Here is a 20,297-nt window from a genome sequence, read left to right as displayed (position 1 = left end):
TTGCGCCATACCCTTGTTTGGGTGGTCGTCATGCCTAGGCGGTCGCGGCTCTTGTTTGCGCTGGCCGGAGCACTCTACCTGACGGCACTGGCACGGGATGGTGTTGACCGCTGGGTCGATGCCACAACGCTGCCTTCCGTTCTGGCTGAAACTTCGGTCGAGATGCGGGACCGGAATGGCGAGCTTTTGCGGGCGTTTCCAGTCGAGGATGGCATCTGGAGGCTGCGGCCCGGCGCAGTTGACCCGGATTTCATCGCTATGCTGATCCGGTACGAGGATAAACGGTTCTGGACCCACGCCGGAGTGGACCTCATCGCGATGCTGCGGGCTGCCGGGCAAAGCCTGTGGAACGGGCGTAACGTGTCGGGCGGGTCCACCCTGACCATGCAGGTGGCGCGGTTGATCGAAGATGGCCCAACCGGGCGCTGGAGCGGGAAATTTCGCCAGATCAGAGTCGCATTGGCGTTGGAGCGGCGTCTGAGCAAACAGCAAATCCTGAACCTTTATCTGACCCATGCCCCCTATGGTGGCAATCTGGAAGGGCTCCGTGCCGGCGCCCGCGCGTGGTTTGGAAAGGACGCCACGCGGCTGACCCCCGCGCAAAGCGCCCTGTTGGTTGCGTTGCCGCAATCCCCCGAGGCCCGGCGCCCGGATCGCAGGCCAGAGGCTGCCCGACAGGCCCGCGACCGGGTTCTGCACAGGCTGGTGCGCCACACCGTCCTGACCGATGCCCAAGCGCGTGCGGCCATGACCGAACCCCTTCCGGATCGGATGAATCCGTTTCCACGCTTTGCACCGCATCTGACTGACCGCGAAAGGCGGCAAGCACCCGCTATCCAGGCCTTCGATCTGACCCTGGATGCCGGATTGCAGGCCCGGCTGGAAACCTTGGTAGCCCAGGCCGCCACCCGCGTCGGACCACGCGTTTCCGGGGCTCTGATCGTGGCCGACCATCGCAGCGGCGAGGTTCTGGCATCGGTTGGATCTGCCGGGTACCAAGATGCCCGTCAGGGGTTCGTGGATATGACCCGGGCCGTACGGTCACCCGGTTCGACCCTGAAACCTCTGGTCTACGGGCTGGCCTTCGATCAGGGGCTGGCCCATCCCGAGACCCTGATCAGCGACAGCCCCGTGATGTTTGGCCGATACGCACCGCGCAATTTCGACGGCGCCTTCCGTGGCGATGTCCGGGTGCGGGACGCCCTACAGCTGTCGCTGAACATCCCCGTAGTGCGCCTGACGAATGAGCTGGGGCCCGCTCGGTTGATGACGGCTTTGCGGTTGGCCGGGTCAGAGCCACGTCTGAATGGCGCAACACCCGGATTGGCAATTTCTTTGGGTGGCGTGGGGTTGAACCTGCGCGATCTGGTACAGGTTTACGCCACTCTGGCAGCTGGCGGCACAGGCCCGATCCTGCATCATGACGTTCTGGCAGACGCCCGGCGTACCCGGCGCGTTCTGTCGGAAACCTCGGCCTGGCAGGTTTCGGACATTCTGGCCGGGCTTGCGCCACCGGCAGGTGGTGCAACAGGGTCGCTGGCCTACAAGACCGGCACGTCTTATGGCCACCGCGATGCCTGGGCCATCGGCTTTGACGGGCAGCACGTCATAGGGGTCTGGCTGGGCCGCGCCGATGGAACGCCTGTTCCCGGTGCATTCGGGGGCGACCTTGCCGCACCCCTGTTGGCCGAGGCTTTCAACCTGTTGAAACCCGACCTCACTCCCCTGCGCCCGCCGCCGCCTTCGACCCTGCTTGTGGGCGCGGCCCAATTGCCTCAGCCGTTGCAGCGATTTCGCCCCCGCACGACAGCTTTCAAGGATGATCCCTCGGCGCCAGACCTGCTGTTCCCGCCCGATAACGCCGTGTTAGAGACGTCAGGAGCACCTCTGACGGTCAAACTGCGTGGCGGCGTCGGGCCGTTTTCCGTACTGGCGGATGGCGTGCCGGTGCTGACCGGGCAGCGGCGACGAGAGTTCGAAATCCCCAATCCGGGGACCGGCTTCACCTCACTTGTCGTGGTGGATGCGCAAGGTCAATCCGACAGGGCGTCAATCAGGATCGATTAGCGCCGCCCCTCGCGCAGCCAACCGCCCAACAGGAAACCTCCTGCCAACAGCAAAACCAGCCAAGGTGGCAGCAGACCCGCCTGGGTAACATCCCGTGTCTCGTAGGCGTCGCGCGGGGTCAGACCGATCCAGCCCCGACCTGTCGCCGGGCGCCCGGCGCGCACGTTGCGGATCGACGGCAACCCATCTTCCACCCGGATCACGCCGCCCCGCATGCCGGCCAGAACCGGTTCAAGAACATCCCCCGTTGCGATGGTGCGTTCAAACTCCTTCGGCGCGGCGGGACCAAGTCCGATGACGGCCATGTGGTCACCTTCCTGCAAACGGTAAAGACCAATCTCGGGCCCATAGTATTGCGCTTCGAACCGCCCCGGAGAGACCTCTTGCAAGGTGATTTCCAGCGTTTCGCCGTTCGGGCGCGTCACAGTCACCGGGCCCACATCATCCCCAAGCGTCTGTCGAATGATGCGCATGGACTGCCCGTTGGCTTCGGCCCACAGCGCCTCTTCCTCGAGTTCGGGTTCCTTCATCATCCAATGGGCCAGCCGGCGCAAAAGCTCCAGTTGCGGGCCGCCACCTTCAAAGCCACGGCTCCACAGCCAGGCGTGGTCCGAAGCCAGCATCGCAACACGCCCTTCGCCCACTCGGTCCAGAACCAGCAGGGGGCGTTCGTCAATGCCCGTCATCAGAACCTCGCCCGAGCGATGGTTCACATCGATCTGGCGCAACCAGGCCCCCCAATCCTCGGAATCGCCAAGATTTGTTGTCACCGGATGGCGCTGACCCAACTCGCTGACCTTCGGAACAAAGCGTTCCTCGAAGACACGCGCAGAAGGTTGCGCCGGCAGGATCGGCGCCAGCGGCGACCGGAAAATGCTGTCAGCTCCGGCGAAATCGGGACCGGCCGCAATCAGAACCGCGCCGCCGTCATTGATATAACTGGTGACGTTGTCCAGATAGATCGCAGGCAGGATGCCGCGCCGCTTGTAGCGGTCGAATATGATCAGATCGAAATCGTTGATCTTTTCCAGAAACAACTCGCGTGTCGGGAAGGCGATCAAAGACAATTCGTCCACCGGCACGCCGTCCTGTTTCTCGGGCGGGCGCAGGATGGTGAAATGCACCAGATCGACCGAGCTGTCGGATTTCAAAAGATTGCGCCATGTGCGCCCGCCCGGATGCGGCTCGCCCGAGACCAGCAGAACGCGCAGGCGATCCCGAACGCCGTTCATCTGGATCAGCGCGGTGTTGTTGCGGTCGGTCAACTCGCCTTCGGCCAGGGGCACGGAAAACTGGATCACGTTGCGCCCGCCATGAGGCAAGGTGACAGGCAGTTCGACATCCCGACCGATTGGAATACTCAGCTGCTGAGGCTCACCACCGTCCACGGAAATCTCCAACGGCGCTGTCGCGGCACCCGCGGGGGCTGCTCCGCTGTCTTCAACGCGCAGGGTCAAAGTCACCGATTCACCGATGATGGCAAAAGCAGGCGCATTTCGGACGATAAGCCGGCGATCCCAGTCGTCCGCACGCCCGGTTTGCAGCAGATGCATCGGCGCCGGCAATTCCGGGGCCTGATCGGCATCGTGCACGATCCCGTCCGATACCACCAGAATGCCCGCGATGCGCGCACGCGGTTCTTCGGCCAGGGCCTCATTCAGGGCGGCCATGACCTGCGTGCCCTCATCACCTTCACCGTCGCCGACCCGAATGCGGCGCAGTTCCGTATTGTCCCGCGCCTCGATCTCGGCGGCCAGGTCTTCGGCGGCCTGCGCCGTTTGTTCGGCCCGGTCCGAAAGTGTCTGGCTGGCGCTTTCATCCTCGATCATCAAAACGATATCCGTCAGCGGCGCGCGGTCCTCGACTTGATAGACCGGACCGGACAGTGCCGCGATGACAACCAGGGCCGCCAATCCCCGCAGGGCCCAGCCCGACAAGCCGCGCCACAAGGCCAGAGCTACTCCGACAGCGGCAATCGCCCCCACAGCAGCCAAAAGCGGCCACGGGATCAGCGGGTCGAATATGACGGTTCCGGTCATTGTCCCAACCTGTCCAAAAGGGCGGGCACGTGGACCTGATCGGATTTGTAATTCCCGGTCAGCACGTGCATCACCAGATTGACGCCAAAACGATTGGCCAGTTCGCGTTGCCGTTCCCCGGCATACCCACGACCGACAGGCAAAAGGGCCTGGCCGTTGCGATCCACGGCCCAGGCCCCGGCCCAGTCATTGCCGCCGATAACCACCGGTGTCACGTTGTCATTGAGATTTCGGAATGGCATCCCTTCGATCTGTTCTGCATCCCCGGGCGCGGCTTCGACCCAGACTTCTGCGCCGGAATAGCGGCCCGGGAAATCCTGGAGCAAATAGAATGTTCTGGTCAGGACATGATCGCGGGGTATCGGCTCTAATGCAGGGATATTCAACGGTCCGGCCAGTTGCTGCAACTTGCGGCCATTCGGACTGGATGCGCCGAAACCGGCAATATCCGCATCGCGCGTGTCAAACAGGATCATCCCACCCGAACGCAAATAGGCGTTCAGTTTGATATACGCCTCGGCCGAAGGTTGCGGCTGGTTCGGCGTAATGGGCCAATAGAGAAGCGGAAAGAATGCCAGTTCGTCTCGTTCCAGATCCACGCCGATTGGGTCCGCCGGTTCGACAGAGGTGCGAAAGAACAGGGTTTGCGCCAAGCCCCGCAATCCGGCCTCGGCAATGTCATCCACCTGCGCCTCACCGGTCAGCACATGCGCCAGCACAAGCTCTTGCGTTGCGGCAAGGGCAAATTCGGTATCTTCGGGCGTCTGCGCCTGAACATCCGGCACCAGCAGAAAAGCGGCCAGCGCGGCAGCCGCCGTTCGCGCCAGACCCAGCCTGCCCGACAAGGCCAGCGAGGCAATCACGTCAACCGTCAGCAAGATCAGTGCGAGGCTGAGCAACAGGCCACCAAGCGGGGCTTCCGTGCTGACCTCCTGCCCTTTGATCGGCACATTGGCGGGCCAGGTCACCGGGCGCAGCTCGGTTTCTTCCGATACCACGTTCAATGCCAGCTTCTGCTTTCCGCTTTCATAGAGACCCGGACGCAAATCTGGCCCGATCCGGCCCGAGATCAGCTGAACACCATCCACACCGGCCAGGGTTCCGGCATCTGACAGGGCGCCAAACCCGTCCATGATCTGAACCGGCTCCCACGTGGTGCCTTGCAGTTGCGATTCTTGCCGCGACTTGGCCGCCGAAGCCACGGCCAAACGATCCAGCATCTCGACGAACAGGCCCGACAACGGCAGGCTGGACCATTCGGCATCCGCAGTGACGTGAAACAGCACCACCTGCCCAAGCCCCAAAGCCTTGCGTGTCACCAACGGAGTTCCGTCGGACAGCGAAGCAATCACGCGATCCGCCAAGTTAGGGTCTGGTTGAGCCATGACTTGGGTCGAAACGACCACGTCCTTTGGGATATCCAGGCCGAAAAACGGAGAGCTTTCGGGGAATGGAGCCAGCGTCTTGGCTTCGCCCCAGCTCATCGCACCGCCGACGGATCGTCCACCGCTGCGCAGCCGCGCCGGCAACAGGGTGTCTTCGGTGTCCCTGCCCAGATCGCTGGCCGCCATGCGCGGACCGGCAAAACGCAGCAGAAGCCCGCCCTGTTCGACCCATTCGATCAAAGCGGCCTCTTCTGGCTCCGACACCTGCGCCACGTCCGACAGGACGATCACATCCGGGTTGGCGGGCAGAACCTCAAGCAGGCCGCCATCGACAAAATCCGCGGTCGGGACCAGGACCTGCGTCAGGTAATGCAGGGGTGACAACAGCTCCAGCCCTTCACGGTTGCGGGTTCCGGCAATCAGCGCAACCTCGCGCCGGCGCAGACTGTCATCGGTCAAAGTCACGGCCCCGGCGGACCGTTGGCCCTGTATTTCAAACCGCGTGATACGGGCGCGCAATTCCGACGGCAGCGCCAGATCGGCCTGCGCCGTGGTTTCGCCGGCTTCAAGGGTCAGCTCAACGGAATGCAGCACCCGGGCCGTGCCCGCCGGATCACGGCCTTGCGCCAATACCGTCACGCGGTCTTCCGGTCCGGGGCCCGCGCGCTGAACGGCCAATTGGATCAGCCCGTCCTGATAGGCCGCAGGCCGGATCGCAACGGGCCGGGAGGCCGCCTGATAGACCGTCACATCTCCGCGCGCCTGAAGGCTGGACACCAGTTCAGCGTGGTCTGCATAGTCCAGCCTGTCACTGAACCAATGGGTATCAAATCCGCCGTCAACGGCGTTCAACGCGGCAATGGTCTGAGCAATCTGATCCGCATTCGGCTGCCAGGGGTTCGGGGTCAGCCCAGGCAAACGCCCGCGCCACGCTTCCGCAGCCTGAAATACCGGTGTTTCCGGTTCTGTCAGGCGCAAAATCGCAACCGTTCGGCCCGCGCGCCCGGCCTCCGACAGTTGCGTGTCGATTTGGTCAAGTGTCGCCGGCCAGCGCGCGGCTCCGGCCCAACTGGCGTCCAGCACCAGCAGCAGCGGCCCGGTTCCGGTTTCATCCCGTGACGGGTTCAGAACCGGCCCTGCCAGCCCGATGATGATCGCAGCCGCCGCCAGCATCCGCAGCAGCAGCAGCCACCATGGGGTGCGGTCGGATACGCTTTCGTCGTCCTTCAGGCCCAACAGCAGCGTGACCGCCGGGAACAAGCGGCGGATCGGCGCGGGCGGAACAGCGCGCAGGATCAGCCACAGGATCGGCAGGGTCAGAAGACCCAGCAACACCCATGGCGCGGTAAAGCCGATGCCCGCCATAACCGTCATCGCGTGCCCCCATCCAAGGCCCGATAAAGCCATAACAGAGCCGCTTGCGCGCTGTCGCCAGTGTGGTGCAGGCCCAGTTGCCAGCCCGTCGCTCGGCACAGTTGCCTCAGCGCGTCCTTGCGGTGCGCCAGGCGTTCCAGATAACGGTCCCGCAGCTCGGCAGCCTTGAGCGTTTCGTGTCGGACAGACCCTCCGACGCTTTCGAAAATGGTGCGCCCGCGATAGGGAAACGACTCTTCACCCGGATCCAGCACTTGCAGAACTACGCCGCGCACGCCACGGTCGGCGGCTTTGGTCAGGGCAAGTTCAACCTCATCCATGGGGCCCAGAAAATCCGAGATGAACACGGCGCGGGCATGAGGGATCATGGCGCGGTGTTCGGGCGGGGCGTAATCCGCTTGATTATCCTCGGACCAGGCCTGCGCCAGCCGGATGATCTGCGCATTGCCGCGCCGGGGCGGCAAGGTGGTGCCGGTCAGACCTACGCGTTCACCGCCGCGCACCAGAAGGATGGATGTCGCCAGCCCCAACAGCCGCGCGCGATCCGCCTTGGTCGGCAGGATCTTGTCGGACGCAAACCGCATCGAAGCCCCCTGATCGACCCATAGCATTACGGATTGCGCGATCTGCCATTCCCGTTCACGTACAAACTGCTGATCCCCCCGCGCCGAGCGGCGGTGATCGATCATGCGACGGCTGTCGCCGACCTGCGCCGGGCGGTATTGCCAGAAATCATCCCCCATCCCGGACCGCCGTCGACCGTGGTCGCCCAGCAGAACGGTTCCGGCCAAGTGCTCGGCCCGCGCCAAGAGGGGCGGCAGCCGTGATGCCTCGGCTTCGGATCTTTCGCGAAGGGTCAGCTCGGCATTCACGCCGCGGCCTCGGTCCGGATCAGCCCGACAGCGGTCGAGTCAATCAGCTCTGCAAGGCTGTCACCACGCGCCCTTGCCGCAAAGTTCAGTGCCATCCGGTGGCTGAGCACCGGGCGCGCCATATCCAGAACATCCTCGGCATTTGGTGCCAGGCGTCCCTGCAACATGGCACGCGCCCGCACCGTCATCATCAGCGCCTGCGCGGCACGGGGGCCCGGACCCCAGGCCACGGTTTCGGCAACCCGTTCGGACACACCGGGTTCTTCGGGGCGGAAGGCCCGCACGAGATCAAGAATCAGTTCAACGACGGATTCTCCGACCGGCATCCGGCGCAACAAGACCTGCGCAGCCAGCAACTCTTCCTTGCTGAAAATCTGATGCGCCTCTTCCTCTTCAACCCCGGTCGTGGCCAGCAGAATATCCCGCTCGGTCTGGCGGTCGGGGTATTCGACGTCAATCTGCACCAGGAACCGGTCAAGCTGGGCTTCGGGCAGCGGATAGGTGCCTTCCTGCTCAATCGGGTTTTGCGTTGCCAGCACGTGGAACGGCGTACCCAATGAACGATCTTCACCTGCCACGGTAACGGTGCGTTCCTGCATCGCCTGCAACAGCGCCGATTGTGTCCGCGGGCTTGCCCGGTTGATTTCATCCGCCATCAACAGTTGACAGAAGATCGGGCCGGGAATGAACCGGAAATGGCGGCTGCCATCGTCGGCAGTGTCCAGAACCTCGGACCCAAGAATATCGGCGGGCATCAGATCGGGCGTGAACTGAATGCGGCTGCCATGCAGGCCCATCACCGTCGACAAAGTCTCGACCAGGCGTGTCTTGCCCAAACCCGGCAGACCGATCAACAGGGCATGGCCGCCGCACAGCAGCGCGGTCAGCGTCAGGTCCACGACCCTCTCCTGCCCGATGAAGCGGCGGGTGATCGAGGCCTTGGCCTCTTGCAGCTTGTTTTCCAGCGCTTCGATCTCGGCTACGAGGTCGGCAGGTTCGGTCATGACTTTCCCTTCCGTGGACTATTATAATTGAAGTGTATCGCGCTGAGAGGAAATGGCAAAAGCAATGAGCGGACAAAAACCTGTGAAACCGTCGCCAGATGGTCTGGCGGCATCGGTCAAAGCGGCCAAAACCAACGGTTTACCGCCCGTTCACCTCTGGAATCCTCCGTTTTGCGGCGATCTGGACATCAAGATCGCAAAAGATGGCACATGGAGTTATTTAGGCTCACCCATCAACCGTTTCGAGCTTGTGAAGCTTTTTTCCTCAATTCTTAATAAGGAAGACGGCAAGTACTTCCTCGTCACCCCGGTCGAGAAGGTGGGAATCACTGTCGAAGACGCGCCGTTTGTCGCTGTGGATTTCGACCAGGACGGGGATGGAAAGGACCAGTCCTTGACCTTCACAACCCATGTTGGCGACAGGGCTGTGGCCGGAGCTGATCATCCGATCCGAATTGTTATAGACCCTGAAACAGACGAACCCTCACCCTACATATTGATCCGCGACAACCTCGAAGCTCGGATAGACCGCAAAAGCTTTTACCGCCTCGTCGAGATCGGAACGCACCATGACGGCTGGTTCGGTGTTTGGTCAGGCGGGCAGTTCTTTGGCCTGATCCCCTCAGCCGACCTGAGCTAACCGTGGCGCGCGATCCTGTGCCAGCACGACAGCCATTGCAACAATGCTCGCACCCAATGCCCGGGTCCAGTTCCATTCGTCCCCCAGCATCAGCATGATCAGCATCACGTAGAACGGGGCAACATTGATGTGAAAAGAGGCCAGCGCCACGCCCAGCTTGCCGACGGAGGTGATGAAAAATACCTGGCTGAGACCCATTGAGATAAGCGCATAGATCATCAGCATGCCTGCCTGTTGCATGTCGAACGCAGTTGCAGGCATCACGTCCAGACCAAACTGCGCCGATCCGAAAACCAGCAGCGATGCCATGGCCAGCCCTCCGACAAAGGTGATCGTCGTGCGTCCGGTCTGGCTCAGTTCGGCGAAATCCCGGGCGGTTGCCATGCTGGCCCAGCAAAATAGCACCGTTGATCCAACCGCACAGGCCGCGCCCAGACCCAACTGGGCCGGGGCCAAGGCGCTGGTGGCGATCAACCCGCCGACAATCGATACAGTTACGCCCAGCGCAAAATTCCACTTCAGCCGGCGTGTGCCAGCAGCCAATTCAAGCAATGTGGCCACCAAAGGTGCGCAAGAGACGATGATTGCCACCGTCACCGGGTCGGTCAGCTTTTGCGCCAAGATCAACAGGAACATTCCCGACCCGATTCCAAGGCCGCCGACGGTCATTGCATGACCCCAGCGGGCTGAAACAACCCGGCGCGGCCCGTCCAGAATCACCCAGACCGGCACCATCACCAACACGGCCAGCGCCAGTCGCGCGGCCAACAGGGCGACGGGCGGCCATGTTTGCAACAGCACCTCGGCCGCCGGAAACCCGGCCGCCCATGTCAGCATCGAAGCCACGGCCAACCCGTTGCCCGACAAGGCAGAATGCTGTCCCGTCGGCGCAGAAAGGCTGTTCCCGCGGACGGGGTCTGGGCTCATCGCCATCGTTTTCAAACCTTCCATTGGCACGGCGTCAGAAAATTGATTCGCCGCAATGCAGGAAGCGTTTCCGATTTCATCGGGTCGATCTGGTCGAATTTCGACAAACTGTCGTTTTCTGTCACTTTCACAGAAATCAACGCGCGGATAAGGTCGGGCCACCTGAAATCCGTGGGCCGCCTATGCCAAAATTCGCCGCGAATATCTCTTTGCTCTTTGCCGAACTTCCGTATCTGGACCGGTTTCAGGCAGCTGCAGATGCCGGGTTCAAGGCGGTCGAGATCCTGTTTCCGTACGAACTTGCTGCAAAAGAAACCCGGCGTGCCTTGCTGGCCAACGGGCTCGAACTGGTTCTGATCAACGCGCCCCCGCCGAATTATACCGGTGGCGTGCCGGGTTATGCCGCCATCCCCGGCGGTGCGTCCCGGTTTCAGTCTGATATCCGCCGCGTTCTGCGCTACGCTCAGGTGCTGCGTCCGGGCTTCATTCATATCATGTCCGGATACGCAGCCGGGACGGATGCGTTGGACTGCTTCGTGCAAAACTTACAATGGGCCGCCGATTTCGCACCGCAGCAGACTTTCACGATCGAACCCCTCAATCCGATGTCCCAACCCGGCTATTTCTTGAACGACTATAATCTGGCAACCGAGGTACTGGGCCTCGTGGATCGCCCGAATGTCGGTCTGCAATATGACAGTTTTCACGCACATATGATCCACGGCGACGCGCTGGCCGTCTGGGAGCGTTTTCACCCCAGTGTTGTCCACGCCCAGATCGGGGCCGCCCCCGAACGTTCTGAACCGGGACGCGGGCCTACGGATTTCGCGCAGCTTTTCGCGGCAATGGATGAAGCTGGTTACACCGGTTGGGTCAGCGCCGAATACGCGCCTTCTACCGCTCGAACAGATGCGACCCTGGCTTGGATGCGACGTTAACGCCGTTCATTGGTCTGGAATTCGCTGCCCGAAAGGCGCACAAAACGGGCAAACCGTTTTTAAGGATGACCGATATGATCCCTGCCCGCTTTGCTCATGCCATCTTTGGTCTGATCATGTCAGGGCTGATGTCGTGCATTGTCACCGGGATCGCTACGGTCAAGGCAGTGGGGTTCCATCCTGAAACGCTGGGTGACTGGATGGCGTCCTGGGCCTTTTGCTGGCCTATCGCGTTCACGGTGATCCTGGTCCTTGGACCTTCGGTCAAACGTATGGTCGAAGGGTGGGTCAGGCCGCAGGGCTGACCCGGAAGGTTGACTTGGCGCTAGTGCGCCTCGGCCCAGTTCGCGCCCTGGCCGGCATCCACGCTCAGCTTCACATCCAGTTTCACCGCCGGGTCCGAGGCACCCTCCATCACCTCGCGCGCCACGTCGATCAGCGGATCCACGGAATCCTCGGCGACTTCGAACAACAGTTCGTCATGGACCTGCAACAGCATCTTGGCGGGCAGCCCGTTGATCGCGCCCGGCATCCGCACCATCGCGCGCCGGATCACATCCGCGGCCGTGCCCTGAATCGGCGCGTTGATCGCCGCCCGGCGCGAAAATCCTGCGTGCGGCCCCTTGGCGTTGATCTCGGGCGTGTGGATCTTGCGCCCGAACAGGGTTTGGACATAGCCGTGCTCTTTGGCAAATGCCACCGTGTCATCCATATACTGGCGAATGCCCGGAAAGCGTTCGAAATAGCGGTCGATGAAACCCTGTGCCTCGGCCCGCGGTATGCGCAGGTTGCGCGCCAGGCCGAAACCCGAGATGCCATAAATCACACCAAAGTTGATCGCCTTGGCCTGACGGCGGATGTCCGGCGTCATCTCGTCCAGCGGTACGTCGAACATCTCCGACGCGGTCATGGCGTGGATGTCCAGACCATCGGCAAAGGCCTGTTTCAGGGTCGAAATGTCGGCGATATGCGCCAGGATGCGCAGTTCGATCTGGCTGTAGTCGAGGCTGACCAGAACATTGCCCGGCTCGGCGACAAAGGCCTCGCGGATGCGGCGGCCCTCCTCGGTGCGCACGGGGATATTCTGCAAATTGGGGTCGGTCGAAGCCAGACGCCCGGTATTCGCCCCGGTGATGGCATAAGACGTGTGCACCCGGCCCGTGTCGGGGTTGATATGGGTCTGAAGCGCGTCGGTATAGGTTGATTTCAGCTTGGACAGTTGCCGCCAATCCAGCACCCTGCGCGGCAGTTCATGCTCGGTCGCCAGATCTTCCAAGATATCGGCCCCGGTCGAGTACTTGCCGGTCTTGCCCTTCTTGCCGCCTTCCAGACCCATCTTGTCGAACAGGATCTCACCCAACTGCGCGGGGGAACCGACATTGAAATTCTCACCCGCCAACTCGTGGATTTCAGCCTCTAAACCGGCCATTTTCTGGGCAAAGGCGTTCGACATACGGCTCAGCACATCACGGTCGACCTTGATGCCATGCATCTCCATCTCGGCCAGAACCGGCACAAGTGGTCGTTCGAGCGTCTCGTAGACAGTCGTCACCTGCACCCGGTGCAATTGTGGTTTGAACAGTTTCCACAGGCGCAGCGTTATATCCGCATCCTCGGCGGCATAGGCGGTGGCCTCGTCGATCGGCACCTTGTCGAAGGTGATCGCAGATTTGCCTGACCCCAGCAGCGGCTTTATCGGGATCGGCGTGTGGCTGAGATACCGTTCCGAGAGTGTATCCATACCGTGCCCGTGCTCACCGCCATGCATGGCATAGGACATCAGCATCGTATCATCGATGGGGGTCACATCGATACCGTGACGCCGGAAAATCTTGGCATCGTATTTCATGTTCTGCCCGATTTTGATGATCGACGGATCCTCAAGCACCGGCTTCAGCAGCGTCAGCGCCTCATCCAGCGGCATTTGCCCTTCAGCCAGCGCGTCCGACCCGAACAGATCATCCGCCGCGCCATCGTGGTGGGTCAGCGGGATGTAACAGGCTTCGCGGGCCTCGACACAGAGCGAAATACCGACCAGATCGGCGATCATTTCATTCAGACCGGTGGTTTCGGTATCAACCGCGATCCAGCCTCGTTCATGGGCCTGATCGATCCATTTTTGCAAAGCCGCTGCATCACGGACACATTCATACTTTGCCGCGTCAAACGGGATCGTCTCGGCCTCAACTTCCTTGGACGCAGGCGCCGGAGCGTCGGCGATGGCCGGTGCTTCGGCCCCCAGCTTGTCGGCGATCCGTTTGGTCAGTGTGCGGAATTCCATATCCGCCAGAAAACCCAGCAGGGTCTCGGCATCGGGCTCTCTCACTTCAAGGTCATCCAGCGTGAAATCCACCGGTGTGTTCTCGTCCAGCTGCACCAGTTTCTTCGACAGTTCGATCTGATCGCGCTTTTCGATCAGGGTCTGCCGGCGCTTGGGCTGTTTGATTTCTTCCGCGCGATCCAGCAGCGTTTCCAAATCGCCATATTCATTGATCAGGAGGGCCGCCGTTTTAACGCCAATGCCCGGAGCGCCCGGCACATTGTCAACGGAATCCCCGGCCAGCGCCTGAACATCCACAACGCGCTCGGGGCCAACTCCAAACTTCTCGATCACGCCGTCCCGGTCGATACGCTTGTTCTTCATCGCATCCAGCATCTCGACGCCGTCACCGACCAACTGCATCAGATCCTTGTCAGAGCTTACGATGGTCACGCGGCCCCCAGCCTCGCGCGCCTGCACGGTCAGGGTGGCGATGATGTCGTCGGCCTCATAGCCTTCGAGTTCCTTGCAGGCGATATTGAACGCTTTTGTCGCCTCGCGGGTCAGTGGAATTTGCGGGCGCAGGTCCTCGGGCATCGCTTCGCGGTTGGCCTTGTACAGGTCGTACAGATCATTCCGGAATGTGTGCGACCCCTTGTCGAAAATCACCGCCACATGGGTTGGCGCATCCGGCCCGGTGTTCCCTTCGACATATTTCTGAAGCATGTTGCAGAACCCGGACACCGCCCCAATCGGCAGACCATCCGACTTGCGGGTCAGCGGAGGCAGCGCGTGATAGGCCCTGAAAATAAAGGCCGATCCGTCGATAAGATGCAGGTGACATCCTTTTCCGAAATTGCTCATGCGCGCGCTCCCTGTCGGTCAGGGATGGTTCTGCCACAGGGTCGCGCGGGTGACCAGCCAAGAACGCAGCCTAACCGCCAAACAATCCCGAGAAGACGTCAGAGAAACTGTTCAGCAAAGCCATGATCACCAACACCCCCAGCAAGGCAAAAAACGCAAAGGCAAAGAACTGGAACAGGATTGCCCCCGTACCTATAACCATTCCGGCGATGGCAGGGCGCCGCTTTTCGTGACGCAGGATGCCAACGGCTGATATGACGATCGCAATCCCGCCAAGCATGGCGACACCGATCCGCAGGAAATCATCCAGATCGCGGGCGCGGGCAACGGGTTCGGGCTGTTCCATCCCCGCAGCGGCCCTCAGGGTCGATTTGCCGATCTCGGCCGCCAGTTCGCCCAGCGACGCACCCGCAGTCTGCTGAGGTGCAAAGGGCCCCGCCCAGAATACGAACAACGCAGCAAACAACGCCAAAGACGCGATGCAGAACCCAACCCAGCCGAAAACCGGGTTCACATTGTCAGTGGCCGAAATTCCGGTCATCACGTATCCCTGCTTTGGTTGCGCCAAAGCACTAACATGAAAACCGAGGCAAGATTTGGGCAAAACCCGGTTGGTCGGGCAATCAGCCCTGTTCACGGCCCTTCAGCACATACTTGCAGTCGCAATAAGGGCATTCGACCCAGCCCGTATCCTCGGGGATTTGCAGCCAGACGCGCGGATGGCCCAATGCGCCTTCGCCGCCGTCACAGGCGACACGGGCGGTTTCGACGATCTTGGTTTCCGGCGCTTCGATGGTCACGGCTGGCGATCCTTCTTCGGTTGTCGGCCTCGCGGGCATGTATTAGGTGCGTTTATGAGCGATGAGCAATCCGGGGGCAAGAGCCACATGAGCGATGCGGCAATCAGGATCGAAGGTCTGCGCAAGACCTATCGAGGCGGCAAGGGTCAGCCTGAGAAACACGCGCTGAAAGGCATTGATTTGACTGTTCCCAAAGGTTCGGTTTTCGGACTGCTGGGCCCGAACGGCGCCGGGAAATCGACCCTGATCAATATTCTCGCCGGGTTGGTGGTGAAGTCCTCGGGCCGAGTGTCGATCTGGGGCTTCGATCAGGATCAGAATCCGCGACAGTCCCGCGCCGCCATCGGCGTTATGCCGCAGGAGCTGAACCTTGACCCGTTCTTCACCCCGCGCGGCGCGCTCGAGGTGCAGGCCGGGCTCTATGGCGTTCCCAAATCGCAGCGGCGCAGCGATGAAATCCTTGAACTGGTCGGCCTCAGCGACAAGGCCGAGGCCTATGCCCGCACGCTGTCGGGCGGGATGCGGCGGCGGCTGCTGCTGGCCAAGGCGCTGGTGCATCACCCCAAAATCCTCGTGTTGGACGAACCCACGGCAGGCGTGGATATCGAACTGCGCCAGATGCTGTGGGCCAATGTGCGCAAGCTGAACCAGCAGGGCGTGACCATCATCCTGACCACCCACTATCTGGAAGAAGCGCAGGAGATGTGCGACGAAATCGCCATCATCAACCACGGTGAAAAGATCGCTCAGGACAGTACCGCCAACCTGCTGGGCCGCATGGACAGCCGGACCATGGTCATTGTGCCGGACACCCCGGTGGTCGACCTGCCGGTGACCGAAGGCGTCGAGGCCAGCTTACGTGAAGACGGCAGCCTTATACTGCAATATCGCAGCGCCCGGACCAGCGCCGAGCAGGTTCTGGAATCCGTCCGGGCGGCGGGCATCCGCATCCGCGACGTGCGTACCGAAGAGGCCGATCTCGAGGATGTGTTCCTGGCCCTGACCTCCTCGCGGACCGACGATGCTCCGGCCGACGATCAGGACCAGCCGCGCCGGGGCCTGCACCGGGTCAAGCTCTAAGCCCGGTCGATCCGTGCTTGGTAGCAGTTGTTCCGCGCCGATCTGACGTGAATATAGGCCACGTCCAGGCGGGCAAAAATATCGCTGACTTTTGCGCCGATCTGATCTTTGGGCGTGATTGCCCCGGTGCCATAGACGATCCGGTCATCTGGTCCATACCCCTTGATCAGATAGTCGGGTGCAGTGGTCAAGATCTCGGGCAGGGCGTCGCCTTCATAGCGCTCGCAAGGCGTTGCGCACAGAAAGATCGGCCCTGTTTCAGCGTATGGATGTGGCTCTAAAAAGGGGCGATGCGCCAATATCAGCATCTTTGCGCCTTCGGGAATGTTCTTCAGGCAGTGGCGACAGGGATTGCCAGCCCCCGACGAAACGGCGCGCTCGGGCGCGGCGCCATATGCATCAGGCTGACCTGCCTGAAGGGCGCGGACTTCGTCAGTGGGCAGAGCGGTGATCTTGAACATATCAGGTCTCCTTTTTCTGCAACCATGCGCGCCTGGCCTGGTCCAGGCGACCCGTTTCCTGCGCAAAGGACTCGAAAAAGAACAAAACGTGAATATAATGTGGAATCGCCATGTATGCCGAGCTGTCGATCACGTCGAACTTCACCTTTCTCACCGGGGCTTCGCACCCCGAGGAGTACATGGAGCGCGCCGTCACCCTGGGCCTGCCCGCCATCGCCATCGCCGATGACAACTCGGTGGCCGGCATCGTCCGCGCCCATACCCAGGCGCGCGAGATCGCCCGCAAGGTGCGCGAACGCCGCGCGTGGGAAGAACAGAACACGCCCATCGGCCCGCCCTGCCCCGATCACATCCCGAAACCGCCCTCGTTCCCGGTGCATGCGGTGCCGCGCCTGATCCCGGCGGCGCGGCTGATCTTTACCGATGCCCCGCCCGTCACCGCCCTGCCCATCAACCGGCAAGGCTGGGCCAGCCTGTGCCGCCTCCTGTCCACCGGACGGCTGCGCGCGGCCAAGGGCGACTGCATCCTGCACCTGTCCGACCTGTTGGAGTTCTCCGACGGTCTGCACCTGCTGCTCTGGCCACAGGCGGGCCATCCGACCGGCGGCGCGAGCGGATGGCGGACACAGGCGCAACAGCTGACGCGCCGCTTTGCCGGGCGCATGCACCTGCTGATGCATCCCCGCTATGACGGGGCGGATGCGGCATTTTTCCATTTGTTAGAGACTGAATCATATCATCTGGGCCTGCCCACAATCGCCAGCGCCGCACCGATGATGCATCACGGGTCGCGCCGCAAACTGGGTGATGTGCTGACCGCGATCCGCCTGCGCCGCAAGGTGGACGATCTGGGCCGCCACGCGCTGGCCAATGGCGAACAGCGCCTGCGCTCGGAACCCGAGATGCTGCGCATCTTCAAGGGGCATGAAGGCGCCGTGGCCCGCGCTTATGCGCTCAGCCAGGAACTCACATTCTCGCTGGACGAGCTGCGCTATGAATATCCCAGCGAGGTCAGCGGCACCGAAACCCCCGCCCAGCGCCTGCATCGGCTGGCGCATGAAGGGTTGAAATGGCGCTATCCCGCCGGGGCGTCCGAGAAAGCCAAAAAGATGCTGGCGCATGAACTGACGCTGATCGGCAAGCTGAAATACGAACCCTATTTCCTGACCGTCCGCGACATCGTCCATTTCGCCCGCTCGCGCGGTATCCTGTGCCAGGGGCGGGGCTCGGCGGCGAACTCTGTCGTCTGTTTCTGTCTCGGCATCACCGAGGTCAGCCCCGAGATGGGCACCATGGTGTTCGAACGTTTCGTCTCCGAGGCACGGGACGAGCCACCCGACATCGACGTGGATTTCGAACATGAACGCCGCGAAGAGGTGATCCAGCACATCTATGAACGCTATGGCCGTCACCGCGCGGGGTTGTGCGCCACGGTGATCCACTATCGCGGCAAGCGCGCCATCCGCGAGGTGGGCCGCGCCATGGGCCTGACCGAGGACACGATTTCCGCCCTGTCCTCGCAGCTGTGGGGGTTTTTCTCGGCCTCGGGGCTCGAGGCGGAACGGATGCGTGAAATCGGCCTCGACCCCGAGGATCGCCGCCTGAAACAGGCTCTAACACTGGTGCATCAGATCAACGGCTTCCCTCGCCACCTGTCCCAGCATGTGGGCGGGTTCATCATCACCGAGGGCCGTCTGGACGAGCTGGTGCCCATCGAGAACGCCACCATGGAGGACCGCACCGTCATCTGCTGGGACAAGGACGACATCGACAGTCTGGGCATCCTCAAGGTCGATGTTCTGAGCCTTGGCATGCTGACCTGCATCCGCAAGGCCTTCGACCTGATCGGCCAGCATCATCAGACCAGCTATACGCTCGCCACCCTGCCGCCCGAGGACCCGGCGGTCTATGACATGCTGTGCAAGGCAGACTCGGTGGGCGTGTTCCAGGTGGAATCACGTGCGCAGATGAACTTCCTCCCCCGGATGCGGCCGCGCAATTTCTATGATCTGGTGATCGAGGTCGCCATCATCCGCCCCGGCCCCATCCAGGGCGACATGGTGCATCCCTATATCCGGCGGCGAAACGGCGAGGAGGAGGTCAGCTTTCCCTCGGACGCACTGGGCGAGGTGCTGGGCAAGACGCTGGGCGTGCCGCTGTTTCAGGAACAGGCGATGCAGATCGCCATCGTCGGCGCGGGCTTCACGCCGGAACAGGCCGACCGGCTGCGGCGGTCGCTGGCGACCTTCAAGAAACACGGCAATGTCAGCGAATTCCGCACCCTGTTCCTGCGCGGGATGCAGCGCAACGGCTATGACGCCGAATTTGCCGAGCGCTGTTTCTCGCAGATCGAGGGGTTCGGCTCCTACGGCTTCCCCGAAAGCCACGCGGCCAGCTTTGCGCTGCTGGTCTATGCCAGCGCCTGGATCAAGTGCCACCATCCGGGGATTTTCTCCTGCGCGCTGCTGAACTCGCAGCCGATGGGGTTCTATGCCCCCGCCCAGATCGTGCGCGATGCGCGTGAACATGGCGTGCAGGTGCGCCCGGTCTGCATCAATGCCAGCTTCTGGGACAACGTGATGGAGCCCGACGGCCATGGCGGGCTGGCCCTGCGGCTGGGCTTCCGCCAGATCAAGGGCCTGAGCGAGGAGGACGCCAGCTGGCTGACCGCCGCGCGCGGCAACGGCTATCATCAGGTTGACGACGTCTGGCGCCGCGCGGGCCTTGGCCCCTCGGTGATCGAGCGGCTGGCCGAGGCCGATGCCTTTGCCGCCTGCGGCCTGACCCGGCGCGAGGCGCTGTGGCAGGCCAAGGCGATCGCCACCGCCCGGCCTCTGCCCCTGTTCGCGCAGGATCTGGAAGGCGAGGCGCTGGACGAACCCGCCGCCCATCTGCCGCAGATGTCGCTGGGTGAACAGGTGGTCGAGGATTACGTCGCCACCCGCCTGAGCCTGCGGGCACACCCGGTGGCCCTGTTGCGGCACCTGCTGACGCCGGGGCAGCGCGACAATACCACCTCTGTCACATAACGCCGGAACCGCCTATCTGCCAAAAAAACAGAGTCGAAAACAGGCCACCATGACCAGACCAATCCTTCCGCCGCGCTTTCCCGCGACGCCCGAGCAGATCAACGCACAGGTTCGCGCCTTTTACGCCCGTGTGCGGCAGGACGCGGTACTTGGCCCGGTATTCGCCAACCATGTCACCGACTGGCCCGCGCATGAGGAAAAGATCGCATCCTTCTGGCGCAACGCCATCCTGTTCGAGCGCAGCTATGACGGCAACCCGCAGCGGGTGCATATCGAACGACCGGACGTAAAGCCCGAGATGTTCGCCCATTGGCTGGACCTGTTCGAAAAGGTCGCCACCCAGACCCTGCCTCCGGAAACCGCCACACCATGGGTCGCTCTGGCGCGCCGCATCGGTGTTGGGATGAAGGCTGGGGTGCAATCGGCCCGCCAGCCCAAGGACGCGCCACCGATCCTGCGTTGAGCCCACGTCATGGCTGCCTTGCGATGTTAGCGGTAAATTAGGGGCTATGCGGGTCGAGGAAATAGGGTTAGTCAGAGACAAGACAGCCCCTTTT

General features: G+C 62.2%; 16 protein-coding genes. 7 read left to right on the top strand and 9 right to left on the bottom strand.

Annotated features, from left to right (window positions below):
- Positions 1 to 30: 30 nt before the first annotated feature.
- Positions 31 to 2,067, top strand: a complete 2,037-nt coding sequence (gene pbpC, locus ACR0C6_RS15450) for a penicillin-binding protein 1C (protein WP_480620054.1) — start codon at positions 31 to 33, stop codon at positions 2,065 to 2,067.
- On the opposite strand, the gene ACR0C6_RS15445 is transcribed toward pbpC, so the two are convergent.
- The 4 genes from ACR0C6_RS15445 to ACR0C6_RS15430 are packed head-to-tail and all read right to left on the bottom strand — an operon-like array spanning position 2,064 to position 8,741.
- Positions 2,064 to 4,106 (bottom strand): hypothetical protein, encoded by a 2,043-nt coding sequence (locus ACR0C6_RS15445; RefSeq protein ID WP_480620052.1) that lies wholly within the window; start codon positions 4,104 to 4,106, stop codon positions 2,064 to 2,066. The genes pbpC and ACR0C6_RS15445 overlap by 4 nt on opposite strands.
- Positions 4,103 to 6,865 (bottom strand): DUF4159 domain-containing protein, encoded by a 2,763-nt coding sequence (locus ACR0C6_RS15440; RefSeq protein ID WP_480620050.1) that lies wholly within the window; start codon positions 6,863 to 6,865, stop codon positions 4,103 to 4,105. Before ACR0C6_RS15440 ends, ACR0C6_RS15445 begins: the two co-directional genes overlap by 4 nt.
- Positions 6,862 to 7,737, bottom strand: a complete 876-nt coding sequence (locus ACR0C6_RS15435) for a DUF58 domain-containing protein (protein ID WP_480446632.1) — start codon at positions 7,735 to 7,737, stop codon at positions 6,862 to 6,864. The genes ACR0C6_RS15440 and ACR0C6_RS15435 overlap by 4 nt, the downstream gene beginning before the upstream one ends.
- On the bottom strand, positions 7,734 to 8,741 hold the full coding sequence (locus tag ACR0C6_RS15430; protein WP_152459465.1) for an AAA family ATPase: 1,008 nt from the start codon (positions 8,739 to 8,741) through the stop codon (positions 7,734 to 7,736). The genes ACR0C6_RS15435 and ACR0C6_RS15430 overlap by 4 nt, the downstream gene beginning before the upstream one ends.
- Positions 8,742 to 8,805: 64 nt before the next feature.
- Here ACR0C6_RS15430 and ACR0C6_RS15425 point away from each other — a divergent pair, with 64 nt between their 5' ends.
- Positions 8,806 to 9,381 (top strand): DUF1285 domain-containing protein, encoded by a 576-nt coding sequence (locus ACR0C6_RS15425; RefSeq protein ID WP_480620048.1) that lies wholly within the window; start codon positions 8,806 to 8,808, stop codon positions 9,379 to 9,381.
- Here ACR0C6_RS15425 and ACR0C6_RS15420 read toward each other — a convergent pair.
- Positions 9,364 to 10,308: a DMT family transporter gene (locus ACR0C6_RS15420; RefSeq protein ID WP_480620046.1), complete on the bottom strand. Its 945-nt coding sequence runs from the start codon at positions 10,306 to 10,308 to the stop codon at positions 9,364 to 9,366. The genes ACR0C6_RS15425 and ACR0C6_RS15420 overlap by 18 nt on opposite strands.
- A gap of 182 nt (positions 10,309 to 10,490) precedes the next feature.
- On the opposite strand from ACR0C6_RS15420, the gene ACR0C6_RS15415 reads away from it, so the two are divergent.
- Positions 10,491 to 11,246, top strand: coding sequence for a hydroxypyruvate isomerase family protein (locus tag ACR0C6_RS15415; RefSeq protein ID WP_480620044.1), 756 nt, complete (start codon positions 10,491 to 10,493; stop codon positions 11,244 to 11,246).
- A gap of 74 nt (positions 11,247 to 11,320) precedes the next feature.
- A complete protein-coding gene (locus tag ACR0C6_RS15410; protein ID WP_171117031.1) occupies positions 11,321 to 11,551 on the top strand; it encodes a DUF2798 domain-containing protein in 231 nt (76 codons plus the stop codon).
- A gap of 20 nt (positions 11,552 to 11,571) precedes the next feature.
- On the opposite strand, the gene polA is transcribed toward ACR0C6_RS15410, so the two are convergent.
- The 3 genes from polA to ACR0C6_RS15395 all read right to left on the bottom strand — a co-directional run bounded on the left by polA (position 11,572) and on the right by ACR0C6_RS15395 (position 15,170).
- Complete coding sequence (gene polA, locus ACR0C6_RS15405; protein WP_480446628.1) at positions 11,572 to 14,370, bottom strand: DNA polymerase I; 2,799 nt, start codon at positions 14,368 to 14,370, stop codon at positions 11,572 to 11,574.
- Positions 14,371 to 14,440: 70 nt separating this feature from the next.
- On the bottom strand, positions 14,441 to 14,911 hold the full coding sequence (locus ACR0C6_RS15400) for a hypothetical protein (protein ID WP_480620042.1): 471 nt from the start codon (positions 14,909 to 14,911) through the stop codon (positions 14,441 to 14,443).
- Positions 14,912 to 14,993: 82 nt separating this feature from the next.
- A complete protein-coding gene (locus ACR0C6_RS15395) occupies positions 14,994 to 15,170 on the bottom strand; it encodes a zinc-finger domain-containing protein (RefSeq protein ID WP_152459472.1) in 177 nt (58 codons plus the stop codon).
- Positions 15,171 to 15,257: 87 nt separating this feature from the next.
- Between ACR0C6_RS15395 and ACR0C6_RS15390 the strand changes: the two genes are divergently transcribed.
- Positions 15,258 to 16,250, top strand: a complete 993-nt coding sequence (locus tag ACR0C6_RS15390; protein WP_480620188.1) for an ABC transporter ATP-binding protein — start codon at positions 15,258 to 15,260, stop codon at positions 16,248 to 16,250.
- On the opposite strand, the gene ACR0C6_RS15385 is transcribed toward ACR0C6_RS15390, so the two are convergent.
- Positions 16,247 to 16,711: a DUF1203 domain-containing protein gene (locus tag ACR0C6_RS15385; protein ID WP_480620040.1), complete on the bottom strand. Its 465-nt coding sequence runs from the start codon at positions 16,709 to 16,711 to the stop codon at positions 16,247 to 16,249. The two genes, ACR0C6_RS15390 and ACR0C6_RS15385, sit on opposite strands and share 4 nt — an antisense overlap.
- Before the next feature lie 110 nt (positions 16,712 to 16,821).
- Here ACR0C6_RS15385 and ACR0C6_RS15380 point away from each other — a divergent pair, with 110 nt between their 5' ends.
- The gene (locus tag ACR0C6_RS15380; protein WP_480620038.1) at positions 16,822 to 19,740 is read left to right on the top strand and encodes an error-prone DNA polymerase; all 2,919 of its coding nucleotides are present in this window, start codon (positions 16,822 to 16,824) and stop codon (positions 19,738 to 19,740) included.
- A 49-nt stretch (positions 19,741 to 19,789) separates the two neighbouring features.
- On the top strand, positions 19,790 to 20,203 hold the full coding sequence (locus ACR0C6_RS15375; protein WP_480446625.1) for a group III truncated hemoglobin: 414 nt from the start codon (positions 19,790 to 19,792) through the stop codon (positions 20,201 to 20,203).
- Positions 20,204 to 20,297 lie beyond the last annotated feature (94 nt).

It is taken from the genome of Ruegeria sp. AL12, from assembly GCF_056540885.1.
Note: the sequence above shows the minus strand (reverse complement) of the source record. Positions and strands in the feature narration are given on the sequence as shown.